Consider the following 13,443-nt stretch of genomic DNA (forward strand, 5'->3'; position numbering starts at 1 on the left):
GTCACCCTATTGCAAATGCAAATAATTATCAATAGTATTATTTATCAATCCTATGTAAACCTCCCCGTACAGACGGCGACTGGCAGCCCCTATGACCTGGCGAAATGATGGAATTGGTAGCGAAGCCTGGTGGCAGGAGCAACAGACTCAGGGCATTCCGCGCATTGAGCCGCAGCAGGATGGCACCTGTCTGGTGACCTTCTTCTGGCGCGATCCGCAAGGCAGTGAAACCACCTCCCACACCCAGCGCGTGTGGATCAACATCACCGGCGTGACCGATCACCACCAGCGGCGCCCGCCGCAATCGCTGATGCGCGTCGCCAGTAGCGATGTCTGGTACTGGCAAACCGTGCTGCCGTCACACTGGCGCGGCAGCTACTGCCTGATGCCGGATCGGCAGGCCAGCGATTTCAGCGGCGAGCCTGACATGCATGCGCTGCGCCACTGGTGGCGCGAAAAATTCCCTGCCGCGCAGGCCGATGCGCTCAATCCGCTGCGCAGCTGGTCCGGCGGACGCGGCATGGGCGTGTCACCGCTGCACCTGCCTGACGCGCCCGACCAGCAGGTGTGGCGTGCGGTGGATGAGGGCCGCGCCCCGGCGCTGACGCTGCAGGAGCAGCAGTGGGACAGCGCGCTGCTCGGCAATCATCGCCGGGTGTGGCTGTACGCCACAGGCGAGGCGCAGCACGGCCCGCGTCCGCTGGCGATACTGCTCGATGGTCAGTTCTGGGCGCAGCAGATGCCGATCGCCGGCCCGCTGCAGCAGCTGACCGCCGCGGGCAAGCTGCCGCCGGCGGTCTACCTGTTTATCGACATCATCGATCGCGAACACCGCAGCCGCGAGCTGCCATGCAATCCGCAATTCTGGCAGGCAGTGCAGCAGGAGCTGTTGCCGCAGGTGGCACGCTGGATGCCGTACGATGCGCAGCCGGCGCGCACGCTGGTCGCCGGACAAAGCTTCGGCGGTCTGGCCGCGGTGTTTGCCGCGCTGCACTTTCCTCACACCTTTGGTAATGCGCTTAGCCTGTCCGGCTCCTTCTGGTGGCCGGAGCGCGGTAACCCGCATGGCTGGCTGCTGCAGGCGCTGGACCATGGCCTGGCACCTCGCCAGCCGCTGCGTTTCTGGCTGGAGGCAGGCCAGCGTGAAGGCCTGATTCTGCAAGCCAATCAACAATTACAACAACAACTTACCGCTGCCGGCTATCAGGTTCATTACCAGCCGGTAGAGGGCGGCCATGACGCGCTGTGCTGGCGCGGTGGCCTGCTCGACGGTCTGCAAGCTTTGTGGCGCAATCCAAATTCATTCATCACGCCAGACGTGAACCGGAGCGACAGTAAATTCTCTGATGAACGACACTATGATTGACCAACAAACTCTGCCGCTGGTGGCGGCGCAGCCTGGCATCTGGATCGCCGACCAGCTCAGCCGCCATCACAACGCCTATGCAGTGGCGCACTTTATCGAACTGCGCGGCGACATCAACAGCGCGCTGCTGGCGCAGGCCATCGTCGACGGGATGCAGGAAGCCGATACCCTGAATATGGCGTTCGGCGAAATCGACGGCGAGCCGCTGCAGTGGCCGCAGCCGCAGACTTTCAGCCTGCCAGACATCGTTGATCTGCGCGGCGAAGCGGATGCCGCTGCCGCCGCGCGCGCCCTGATGCGTGCCGATATGCAGGGTGACCTGCGCGTGCTGAGCGGCGCGCCGCTGTGGCACCATCGCCTGTTCCGCCTCGGCGAGCAGCACTGGTTCTGGTATCAGCGCTATCACCATCTGGTGGTGGATGGCTTCAGTTTTACCGCGCTGACGCGCCGCATCGCCAATCTGTACAGCGCCGCCGTACAGCAGCAGCCGCCTGAGCCGACACCGTTTATTCCGTTCAGCGCCGTGGTTGACGAGTATCAGCGCTATCAGCAATCGGCGTCTTACACCCGTGACGGCGAATTCTGGCGCGAAAAAGGCCGCGCCCTGCCCGCGCCCGCCTCGCTGTCGCCGCTGCCGCTGGCCGGTCAGAGCGCCAGCACCGATCTGCTGCGCCACAGCGTTACGCTGGATCGTCACCGCTTCCAGACGCTGACCAGCCAGCATCCACAGCACAGCGCCGCCGATCTAGCCTTTGCGCTGGTAGCGCTGTGGCTGGCTCGCCTCAGCGGACAAAATGATTTTGCTGCCGGCTTCATCTTCATGCGCCGCATCGGCTCCGCCGCGCTGTGCGCCACCGGTCCGGTGATTAACGTGCTGCCGATGGCGGTGCATTACCAGCCGGGACAAACGCTCGGCGATCTCGCCGCTCAGCTGGCCGCGGAAGTGAAAAAAATGCGCCGTCATCAGCGCTACGATGCTGAACAGGTGCAGCGCGATCTCGGCCGCCTCGGCGATAGCGATCCGCTGTATGGCCCGGTGATCAACCTGAAGATGTTTGACTACCAGCTCGATTTCGCCGGCATTGAAGGCATCACGCATCAGCTGGCCTCCGGCCCGGTGCGCGATCTGGAAATCGCGATTTACCTCAGCGAGCACGGCGATCTGACGCTGGAGCTTCTCGCGAACGCGCAGCGCTATGCTGCCGAGACGCTGCAGCGCCATGCCAGCCGCTTTGCCCTGCTGCTCAGCCAGCTGGCCGCGCAGCCGCAGCGCGCGCTGGGCGAGCTCGATCTGCTGACGCCAGCGGAGCAGCAGCAGATTGCGGCCATCAATCAGACCGCCCATCCGCTGCCGGCGGAAACCCTGGCGTCGCTGCTGGCGCAGCAGGCGCAGCGCACGCCGGACGCACCGGCGCTGGCCGATGCGCAGCACCAGCTGAACTATCGCCAGATGCAGCAGCAGGTATTCGCGCTGGCGGCCGATCTCAGTGCGGCTGGCGTGCAGCGGGGTGATATCGTCGCCGTGGCGCTGCCGCGTTCAGTGCAGCTGTCGCTGGCGCTGCAGGCGATTGTGACGCTCGGGGCCGCTTATCTGCCGCTGGATACCGGCTATCCTGACGAGCGGCTACAGCTGATGCTGGAAGACGCCGCGCCCAAAACGCTGATTACCGCTGCCGCACTCAGTGCCCGCTTCCGCGCCATCGCGCCGGTCAGTCAGCTGCACTTTGACACCCTGTATAATGCCGAACATGCACCGACCCCGGCCAGCGCGCCGACGCCGCAGGATGGCGCGTACATCATCTATACCTCCGGCTCTACCGGCCGGCCGAAAGGCGTGCTGGTCGGCCATCAGGCGATCGTTAATCGCCTGCTGTGGATGCAGGATCGTTATCCGCTGCAGGCGGATGACGTGGTGCTGCAGAAAACGCCGAGCAGCTTTGATGTCTCGGTGTGGGAGTTCTTCTGGCCGCTGCTGGTCGGCGCGCAGCTGGTGATGGCGCCGCCGGATGCACACCGCGATCCGGAAGCCTTACAGCAACTGTTTGCCCGCTACAAAGTCACCACCACGCATTTCGTACCCTCGATGCTGGCGGCCTTTGTCGCGGCGCTCGACCACCCGGCCGCGATAGCCTGCTGCGCCAGCCTGCGCAATGTGTTCTGCAGCGGTGAAGCATTGCCCACCGATCTGTCGCGCAGCTGGGAAACATTGACCCGCGTGCCGCTGCACAATCTGTATGGGCCGACCGAAGCGGCCGTTGATGTCAGCTGGTATCCGGCGTATGGCGCGGCGCTCGCAGCCGTCGATGGCCCGAGCGTACCGATCGGCTTCCCGGTGTGGAACACCGGCCTGCGCATTCTTGATGCGCAAATGCAGCCGGTGCCGCCGGGCGTGGCCGGCGATCTCTACCTTACCGGCATTCAGCTGGCGCACGGCTATCTCAACCGGCCGGAGCTGACCGCCAGCCGCTTTATCGCCGACCCGTACGCCGCTGGTGAGCGTATGTACCTGACCGGCGACGTTGCGCGCTGGCTGGACAACGGTGCGGTGGAGTATCTCGGGCGCAGCGATGACCAGCTGAAGATCCGCGGTCAGCGCATTGAGCTGAACGAAATCGATCATGCGCTGTGCGCCCAACCCGGCATTGAACAGGCGGTGACGCATGCGGTGGTGCTGGGCAGTGCGGCGGCACAGGGCGATGCGCGTCAGCTGGTGGGCTACGTGGTGGCGCCTCAGCCGGTGGATGGCGACGCACTGCGTCACGCGCTGGCACAGCAGCTACCGGCGCACATGGTGCCGGTGGCCATCGTCCAGCTGGAGGCGCTGCCGCTCAGCAGCAACGGCAAACTGGATCGCAAAGCGCTGCCGCTGCCGCAGAGCATCGCGCAGCGCCAGGGGCGCGCGCCACTGCCCGGTTTAGAGAGCACGCTGGCCGCAGCGTTCTGCCGCTTGCTGGCCTGCGACACGATCGGTGCGCAGGATGATTTCTTTGCGCTCGGTGGCCATTCGCTGCTGGCGATGCGCCTGGCTGCGCAGCTGCGCCGCGAGCTCCAGCTGCCGGTTTCGGTTGGGCAGATCATGATCGCCCCGACGGTGGAAAAACTGGCGGCGCTACTGAGCGATGGACAATCCCATCAGCAGGCGGGCTTTGAAGCGGTGCTGCCGCTGCGTAAAGGCAGCGGACCGACGCTGTTCTGCTTCCACCCGGCGTCCGGCTTCGCCTGGCAGTTCAGCGTGCTGCAGCGTTACCTTGACCCACGCTGGTCACTGGTCGGCATTCAGTCGCCTGACACGCAGGGACCGCTGAATCAGAGCGCGCACCTCGATGAGGTCTGTGAGGCGCATTTGCGCACGCTGCGCGAGGTACAACCGCACGGGCCATACTATTTCCTCGGCTACTCGCTGGGCGGTACGCTGGCGCAGGGCATTGCTGCCCGGCTGGAAGCGGCGGGTGAAGAGGTCGCCTTCCTTGGCCTGCTCGACACCTGGCCGCCGGAAACGCAGAACTGGGATGAGAAGCGCGGCGAGAATGTGCTGGATCCGGCGGTGCTGGAGGAGGTGAATCGCGAGCGCGAACAGTTTATCGCCGCGCAGCGCCATCAGGCCGGTGAAGAGATGCAGGCCATGTTCGATACCATCGAAGCCAACTACGCCAGCTCGGTGCGTCTGCTGGCCACGGCGCGCAGCGCACGCTTCGGCGGCCGCGCTACGCTGTTCCTCGCCGAACAGACGCAGCAGCCAGGCCAGGATGCGCGCCGCGCCTGGGCGCCCTATGTCGGTGAGCTGACGGTGTGGCCGATGGATTGCGCCCACGTCGAGATTATCTCGCCTCGCATGTTTGAGCAGATCGGGCCGCTGTTGCAGCAGTTGCTGGCGTAGCGGTTTTGCCCTCACCCTCTCCCGGCGGGAGAGGGAACCGCATGGCAGAAAACGTTTAAACAACAGCCCTTTCTTCCGCCTTAGCGCCCGCGCCCCAGCGGCACAATCATTGGCGTATGCGCCACCGGATCCTCAACAATCACACAGCGTAACCCGTATACCTGCTCAATCAGCGCCGGCGTCACAATCTCGCCAGGCTTGCCCTCGGCAATGATCTTCCCGTGACGCATGGCGATCAGATGGGTGGCGTAGCGGCAGGCGTGATTAAGGTCGTGCAGCACCACCACCAGCGTACGGCCATGCTGCTGATTGAGCGTCTGCATCAGCTCAAGCAACTCAATCTGGTGGGTTATATCCAGCCAGGTGGTGGGCTCATCCAGCAGCAGCAGCGGCGTCTGCTGCGCCAGTACCATGGCAATCCATACGCGCTGACGCTGCCCGCCGGACAGGGTATCGACCGCCTGTTGCGCCAGATCCGCCACGCCGGTGGCCAGCATCGCCTGCTGCACCGCCGCTTCATCCTCTGCGCGCCAGCGGCCAAACAGCGACTGATGCGGATAACGCCCGCGTGCCACCAGTTCGCTCACGCTGATGCCCGCCGGTGCGTTCGAACTCTGCGGCAGCAGGCCAAGACGGCGCGCCACCTCTTTGGTGGGATAACGTGCAATCGCCTCGCCGTCCAGCAGTACGTCACCTTTCAGCGGTGCCTGCAGGCGGCTGAGAGTACGCAGCAGAGTGGATTTACCGCAGGCGTTAGGGCCGATAATCACGGTCAGCTCCCCTTGCGGAATCGCCACCGAGAGATTTTCCGCCACCACTTTTTTGTCATAACCCAGCGTCAGGCCTTCGCCATACAGCCGTGAAGGAATATCGATCATTGGCGTCGCGCCTCCCGCACCAGTAACGCAATCAGATAGAGTCCGCCCAGGCTGACGGTAATCACGCCAACCGGCAGTTGATAAGGCAGGAACAGATGCTGCGCGGCATAATCGGCGGCGCACAACAGCAGCGCGCCGCACAGCGCCGCCAGCCATAATGCGCCTTTTTCCCCGCCGCTCAGCCGGCGCGCAATCTGCGGGGCCAGCAGCGCCACGAACGAGATCGGCCCCGCCAGCGCGGTGGAGGCCGCGGTCAGCAGCACGCCCAGCAGCATCAGCCACAGGCGGCTGCGCTCCACCGGCACGCCGAGCGCGCAGGCGGTGTCGTCGCCCATCTCCAGCAGACGCATGCGGCGCGTTAACAGCGCCACCAGCAGCAGCGACAGCAGCAGCACCGTCACCACCGGCGGCGTTTTCGCCCAGGTGATGCCGTTAAGCGAGCCGGCGCTCCACAGCCCGGCGCTGAGCGCCGACTCCAGCGAAGCGCTGATAATCAGCCAGGCATTGAGCGCCATCAGCAGCGCGCGCACGCTAATGCCCACGATGATTAACCGAAACGTTTCCACCCCGTTGCGCCAGGCAAACAGATACACCAGCGCAGCCGTCGCGATACCGCCGATCAGCGCGGCCCCGGTCATCGCGGTGATGCTCTGATTAAACAGCACCAGCGCCACCAGCACGCCGCTGTAAGCGCCGGTATTGAAGCCGAGGATATCCGGGCTGCCGAGCGGGTTACGCAGCAGCGACTGAAAAATCGCCCCGCTGACACCCAGCGCCGCACCGATCAGCAGCGCCATCAGCACGCGCGGCAGCCGCCACTCCACCACAATCAGCTGCACATTAGCCGCTCCCTGCCCGCGCAGCGCCTGCCACACCTGCTCCGCCGTAATCGGCAGCGCACCGCGCGTCAGCGCCAGCCACGTCAGCAGCGCACACGCTACTAGCAGCCAGCCGCCATGCAACCAGGCACGCCGCGTCATAATCCACCTCGCCCGCGCTGGCGCCGCACCAGCAAAATCAGCATCGGCGCGCCAAGGATGGCGGTCACAATTGAGACGCGCAGTTCGCCCGCCACCATTATCCGCCCCAGAATATCCGCCGCCAGCAGCAGCGCCGGGGTGATCAGCGCCGTCGCTGGCAGCAGCCAGCGGTGATCGTTGCCCACCAGCCAGCGGGCAAAATGCGGCGTCATCAGGCCGATAAAAGCGATCGGCCCGACGGCGGCGGTCGCCGCGCCGCTCAGTAAGGCAATCGCCAGCAGGCCCAGCAGTTGGGTGCGCACCACGCGCGTGCCCAGCGCCGCCGCCATATCACCGCCCATGCTCAGGCTGTTCAGCGACTGCGCCAGCCCCAGCGCCAGCGCCGCACCGGCCAGCACCGCCGGGCTCAGGGTGCGCAACACGCTGAAATCGCGGATATCCAGCGAGCCGCTCTGCCAGAAGCGCAGGTGATCGTAAATGTCCGGATTGAGCAGCGACAGGCCGGAGGTTAAGCCCTCCAGCACCGCCGCCAGCGCCACGCCTGCCAGCGTCAGACGCACCGGATTGACGCGCCCGCCGCCCATCGCGCCAATCACCGTCATCAGCAGCGCCGCCAGCAGTGCACCGCTGAAGGCCAGCGTCAGCCACTGCAGCGGGGAGTCCGCCCCCAGCAGCGCGATGCCGAGCACGATGGCAAAACCGGCACCGGCGTTCACGCCCAGAATGCCCGGCTCGGCCAGCGGATTACGCGTCAGGCTCTGCATCAGCGCGCCAGCCAGCCCCAGCGCCACACCCGCCAGCAGACCGGCCAGCGTGCGCGGCAGGCGCGCATCGCGCACGATGATGCACTCCGCGCTGGAGCAGGAAGCGGTGAGAGCGTGATACACATCGGAAAGCGGTATTGATTTGGCACCCAGCATCAGACTGAGCGCCATGAGGAGCAAAAGCAGAATCCCTGAGCCTGCTAATGCACGGATCTGGCGCATAGCGTTCTAAACCTTCACTGTTCGACGTCGTTGCGGTGCAACGTAATGTGATAATGATATTTGTTATCGTTATTACTCGCGTTTGCCTATGTTACCATGAGTCGCCTCGCGGATGATGAGGAAAATTGGTGCAAAAAGGCGAAACAATGAACAAACCCTCTCACTTTATCGATCTCTCATTGCTGAAAACCCACGCGGCGTTTCGCGCGGTGTTTATTGCGCGTTTTATCTCGATTGTGGCGCTCGGTATGCTGGCCGTTGCCGTGCCGGTGCAGATTCAGCAGATGACCCATTCCCCGCTGCTGGTGGGCCTCGCCGTCACACTGTCCGCTGCCGGCATGTTTACTGGCCTGCTGACCGGCGGCGTGCTGGCCGATCGCTATGAGCGTAAGACGTTGATCCTGCTTGCCCGCACCACCTGCGGGCTGGGCTTTGTCGCGCTGGCGATAAATGCCGCGCTGCCCGCGCCTTCGCTGCTGGCGGTCTATCTGCTGGGCTTGTGGGACGGCTTTTTTGGTGCGATTGGCGTCACGGCGCTGCTGGCCGCTACGCCAGCGCTGGTGGGGCGCGAAAACATCATGCAGGCCGGTGCCATTACCATGCTGACGGTGCGCTTCGGCTCGATTTTATCGCCGGCAATTGCTGGTGTGGTGATCGCGCACGGCGGCGTGCTGTGGAATTACGGACTGACCGCCTTCGGCACGCTGCTGACGGTACTGACGCTGCTAAAGCTGCCTGCGCTGCCCCCGCCTCCGCAGCCGCGCGAGCATCCGTTGCGGGCGCTGGCAACCGGCGTGCAATTCCTGTTCGCCAGCCCGCTGGTCGGCATGGTGGCGCTGACCGGTGCGCTGGTAACGCTGGCCAGCGCCATCCGCGTGCTGTACCCGGCGCTGGCACCGCACTGGTCAGTCAGCGCCGACCAGCTCGGTATGCTGTACGCCGCCGTGCCGCTCGGTGCCGCCGTGGGTGCATTTACCAGCGGCAGGCTGAAACAGGCGGCGCGCCCTGGGCGGCTGGTGCTGGGCAGTGCCGTGGCCGGTTTCGTCGCCCTGGGCCTGTTCAGCCTGATGCCGACGCTGTGGCTGGCGCTGCTGTGTCTGGCGGGCTTCGGCTATTTCAGTGCCATCAACAGCCTGGTGCAATACGCGATGATTCAGCTGCTGACGCCGGATCATCTGCTGGGCCGCATCAACAGCCTGTGGACGGCGCAGAACGTGTGCGGCGATGCCCTCGGCGCCGCGCTGATTGGTGCCCTCGGTTCGTGGCTGTTACCGGCGCAGGCTGCCGCGGCGTTTGGCTGTGCCGCGACACTGCTTGGCGTCATGATGTGGCTGGTGATGAAAGGATTGCGGCGCTATCAGGCGCCCGCGCCCGTGCTGGCGCAGCAAACATCATGATTTGACGAACAGCTGATGCAGACGCGTCAGCAGATTGCTGGCGCTGTAGTAATCCAGGCGGAAGGTGTCGATGCCCAGCGCATAGACCTGCTTATCGCGCACCGCCGCGTTTTGTGCCAGGAACGGGTTGCTCAGCACTGACTGCGCGGTTTTGTCATCGCCGGCAAACAGCAGGAAGCTGTGACCGGTCAGGCTGGCGGCGAGATTCTCGCCCGAGAGCTGAATAATGTCTTTGCGCTGGCCCATGCTGTGCCCCTGTTGCGTGCCGGCCGGCGGCTGCGCCAGGGTAAAACCGAGCTGCTGCAGCAGTTTGCCCTGCGCCGATGCGGCGGTCCACAGATTCACTGCCCGGCCATCACCGTTCCATACCATCGCGGAGACCGGCTGCGGCGGCAGCGTAATGGCCTGCTTCAGCGCCGCTTCGCGATCATCGAACTCTTTTACGCGCTGCGCCGCCTGTGCTTCATGGCCGGTGGCCTGCCCCAGCAGCGTAACCACATCCTGCCAGCTCTTATCGTCGTAGTTGACCACCAGCGTGGGGGCAATGGCGGACAGCTGACTGACCAGCTTCAGGGCGGAGTCATTACCGGTGGCGCTGACGATGATCAGATCCGGGGCTTGCGCCGCAATCGCCTCGGCGCTCGGCTCACCAATGTACAGCCGCTTAACGTGGCGCTGTTTTGCCACCTCGCCCCACTGACGGAAGAAGCCCTGATCGTCGGCCAGGCGGCTTTTCGGTGCGGTCGCGCCTGAGGCGATGACCGGCGCGTCAATCGCCAGCAGCGAGCCGGTCAGCGTGACGCTGGTGGAGACAATGCGCTGCGGTGCCTGGTTAAGCGTTACCGTTCTGGTCGCGCCCTGTACGCTGCGCGGCCATCCCTGGTCGGCCCGCGCTGTCCATGACAGTGACTGGAAAATGAACAACAGGACAGCCATGCCCCATAAACCGCATTTATTCATAAGTTTTGATCCACCTTTTAGCTTAATGCCTGGCCCGGCGTCAGCCGCCGCTTACGTCTGACAGCACGGTAAATCCCGCGAATGGATTGACTCTTTGCCCCTTTCGACGTAGGTTACAGAGCCATAATAAAAATGATAATCATTCTTAATAATCTTATCATTTATAGGTGAAAATTATGGTGGAAAGCTCCACGTTTGAAAATGCCTGGCTGAAGGATTTTTCCGCGCTGTGCCGCGGTTTCCTTTTCACCTCGCCATGGCGCAGCCTGGCCACCCAGGGCTGCTATACCACGATCAACACGCCGGTGGGCGATGCCGCGCTGCTGCAGGGCGACTTTCAACAGCAGCTGCGCCAGCACTTTGCCGCGGCGAAAAAGCAGGGGATTGCCAATCCGCTGCTGGTGGGCGCGATTCCGTTTGACGTCAGCCAGCCAGCGTCGCTGTTCATACCCGAATCCTGGCAGAGCTTTAATCGCGCCGACCTGCAACAGGCGCTGCCGGTGCAGCAGAGCGATCTGCCGGCAGTGCGGCGGCGGACGGCAGTGCCGGATCACGCGGTATTTACCCGCATGGTGGCCGACGCCGTTGCCACCATCCAGCGCGGCGATCCGGACAAAGTGGTGCTGTCGCGCCTGATGGATATCGTCACGGAGCAGCCGGTGGATACCGCCGCGCTGATGCAGCGCGTGATCGCGCAAAATCCCAATAGCTACCATTTCCATCTGCCGCTGGCGGAAGGCGGTGCGCTGGTGGGCGCCAGCCCGGAACTGATGCTGCGTAAACAGGGGCGCGATTTCTCCTCCTGCCCGCTGGCCGGCTCGGCACGCCGCCATCATGACGACGTCAGCGCCGATCGCGCGGCAGGTAACACCCTGATGGCGTCAGCCAAAGATCGCCACGAACATCAGCTGGTGACCGACGCGATGCGCAGCACGCTGCAGCCGCGTAGCCGCCTGCTGTCAGTGCCTACCGTGCCGTCGCTGATCACCACCGCCACGCTGTGGCATCTGGCGACGCAAATCGATGGCGAAGTGCAGGATGAGCGCGAAAACGCGCTGTCGCTGGCTGCGCTGCTGCACCCAACCCCTGCCCTGAGCGGCTTCCCGCACGCCCGCGCGCAGCAGCTGATTCAGCAGCTCGAACCCTTTGATCGCCAGCTGTTTGGCGGCATCGTCGGCTGGTGCGACAGCGAAGGCAACGGCGAATGGGTGGTGACCATTCGCTGCGGAACGGTAAACGGCACGCGCGTGCGGCTGTTTGCCGGCGCTGGCATCGTCGCCGACTCGCAACCGGAATCAGAATGGCGTGAAACGGGTGTGAAGCTGGACACCATGTTGCGCGCTTTTGGACTGCAATAAAGGAACAAGCATGAGCATTCCCTTCAGCCGCTGGCCGGCACATCTGGCCGCGCGCTACCGCGAAAAAGGCTACTGGATCGACGTGCCGCTGACCGACATCATCGACCGCCATCGCGAAAACGACGCTATCGCCGTGATCGATGGCCCTTTACAGCTCAGCTACCGCCAGCTGGCGCAGCGCAGTGATAATCTGGCGGCGGCGCTGCAGCGGCGCGGTTTACAGCGCGGTGACACGGCGCTGGTGCAGCTCGGCAACGTGGCCGATTTTTACGTTACGCTGTTTGCCCTGTTTAAGCTGGGCGTGGTCCCGGTGTACGCGCTGTTCAGCCATCAGCGCACTGAACTGCTGGCCTATGCGCAGCAGATTGCACCGAAACTGCTGATCGCCGATCGCCAGCACGCGCTGTTTGCCAGCGACGACTTCATCGCCACGCTGTGCGAGGCGCAGCCCACGCTGCAGCAGGTGATCCTGCGTAACGACGCGCAGGCGGAAAATACGCTGGCGTCGCTGCAGGATGAAGCGGCTGGCGATTTTGTCGCGACACCGACGGCCGCCGATGAAGTGGCGTTTTTCCAGCTCTCCGGCGGCAGCACCGGCACGCCGAAGCTGATTCCGCGCACCCACAACGACTACTACTACAGCATTCGCGCCAGTGACGAGATTTGCCACATCAACGCCGACACGCGCTATCTGATCGCCCTGCCCGCGCCGCATAACTTCGCCATGAGTTCCCCGGGTTCGCTCGGGGTGTTCTATGCCGGTGGCCAGGTGATTCTCGCCGCGGATCCCAGCGCCACGCTCTGCTTCCCGCTGATTGAGCAGCACCAGGTGACCGATACCGGACTGGTGCCACCGGCGGTCAGCCTGTGGTTGCAGGCGATTCAGGAGTGGGGCAGCAATTCAGCGCTGGCCTCGCTGCAGCGCATTCAGGTGGGCGGGGCCAAACTGGGCGAAACGCTGGCCGCACGCATTCAGCGTGAAATCGGCTGCCAGCTGCAGCAGGTGTTTGGCATGGCGGAAGGGCTGGTTAACTACACGCGCTTCGGCGATGACGAGCAAACCATTCTGACTACTCAGGGGCGGCCGATTTCGGACGATGACGAAGTGTGGGTGGCCGACGAGAACGGCAATCCGCTGCCGCCGGGCCAGGTGGGTCGCCTGATGACGCGCGGCCCTTACACCTTCCGGGGCTACTACAACAGCCCGGAGCACAATGCCGCCAGCTTCGACGCCAACGGTTTTTACTGCTCAGGCGATCTGATTGAGATCAACGCTCAGGGTTACATCACCGTACAGGGACGCGAAAAGGATCAGATCAACCGCGGTGGCGAGAAGATCGCCGCCGAAGAGATCGAAAATCTGCTGCTGCGCCATCCGGATGTGATCCACGCCGCGCTGGTGTCCATGCACGACGAGCTGATGGGTGAAAAGAGCTGTGCCTTCATTGTGGCGCGCCAGCCGGTGAAACCGGTCGCGCTGCGCCGCCATCTGCGCGAGCTGGGCATTGCCGAATTCAAACTTCCCGACCGCATTACCTGCGTCGACGCCCTGCCGCTTACCCCGGTGGGCAAAGTGGATAAAAAACGTTTACGCCAACAGCTTGCTGAGCAGACGCAAGCCTGATTTTTTCCGGAGATTGT

9 protein-coding genes are annotated in these 13,443 nt (G+C 64.0%); 5 read left to right on the forward strand and 4 right to left on the reverse strand.

Annotated elements, in window-relative coordinates; all coding sequences use genetic code 11:
* Positions 1-91: 91 nt before the first annotated feature.
* Positions 92-1,366, forward strand: coding sequence for an enterochelin esterase (gene fes, locus AC6I79_RS17060; RefSeq protein WP_058770687.1), 1,275 nt, complete (start codon positions 92-94; stop codon positions 1,364-1,366).
* The gene (locus AC6I79_RS17065; protein WP_498027452.1) at positions 1,359-5,243 is read left to right on the forward strand and encodes an enterobactin synthase subunit F; all 3,885 of its coding nucleotides are present in this window, start codon (positions 1,359-1,361) and stop codon (positions 5,241-5,243) included. The genes fes and AC6I79_RS17065 overlap by 8 nt, the downstream gene beginning before the upstream one ends.
* Positions 5,244-5,323: 80 nt before the next feature.
* Here AC6I79_RS17065 and AC6I79_RS17070 read toward each other — a convergent pair whose 3' ends face one another.
* Genes AC6I79_RS17070 through fepD form a run of 3 tightly spaced genes read right to left on the reverse strand, consistent with a single transcriptional unit; the run spans position 5,324 to position 8,087 of the window.
* Positions 5,324-6,121, reverse strand: a complete 798-nt coding sequence (locus AC6I79_RS17070) for an ATP-binding cassette domain-containing protein (protein WP_058780378.1) — start codon at positions 6,119-6,121, stop codon at positions 5,324-5,326.
* Positions 6,118-7,101, reverse strand: a complete 984-nt coding sequence (fepG, locus tag AC6I79_RS17075) for an iron-enterobactin ABC transporter permease (protein WP_264441688.1) — start codon at positions 7,099-7,101, stop codon at positions 6,118-6,120. Before fepG ends, AC6I79_RS17070 begins: the two co-directional genes overlap by 4 nt.
* Entirely contained in the window at positions 7,098-8,087 is a 990-nt protein-coding gene (gene fepD, locus AC6I79_RS17080; RefSeq protein WP_264441689.1) for a Fe(3+)-siderophore ABC transporter permease, read from the reverse strand. Before fepD ends, fepG begins: the two co-directional genes overlap by 4 nt.
* A gap of 146 nt (positions 8,088-8,233) precedes the next feature.
* On the opposite strand from fepD, the gene entS reads away from it, so the two are divergent.
* Positions 8,234-9,484 carry an enterobactin transporter EntS gene (gene entS, locus AC6I79_RS17085; RefSeq protein ID WP_125309464.1) on the forward strand — a complete coding sequence of 417 codons (1,251 nt, stop codon included), beginning with the start codon at positions 8,234-8,236 and terminating at the stop codon, positions 9,482-9,484.
* On the opposite strand, the gene fepB is transcribed toward entS, so the two are convergent.
* The gene (fepB, locus tag AC6I79_RS17090) at positions 9,479-10,444 is read right to left on the reverse strand and encodes a Fe2+-enterobactin ABC transporter substrate-binding protein (RefSeq protein WP_125309466.1); all 966 of its coding nucleotides are present in this window, start codon (positions 10,442-10,444) and stop codon (positions 9,479-9,481) included. The genes entS and fepB overlap by 6 nt on opposite strands.
* Before the next feature lie 176 nt (positions 10,445-10,620).
* Between fepB and AC6I79_RS17095 the strand changes: the two genes are divergently transcribed.
* The gene (locus AC6I79_RS17095; RefSeq protein WP_211726559.1) at positions 10,621-11,802 is read left to right on the forward strand and encodes an isochorismate synthase; all 1,182 of its coding nucleotides are present in this window, start codon (positions 10,621-10,623) and stop codon (positions 11,800-11,802) included.
* Positions 11,803-11,812: 10 nt separating this feature from the next.
* On the forward strand, positions 11,813-13,426 hold the full coding sequence (locus AC6I79_RS17100; protein WP_058759588.1) for a (2,3-dihydroxybenzoyl)adenylate synthase: 1,614 nt from the start codon (positions 11,813-11,815) through the stop codon (positions 13,424-13,426).
* Positions 13,427-13,443 lie beyond the last annotated feature (17 nt).

The organism is gamma proteobacterium symbiont of Scutellera amethystina, assembly GCF_059730845.1.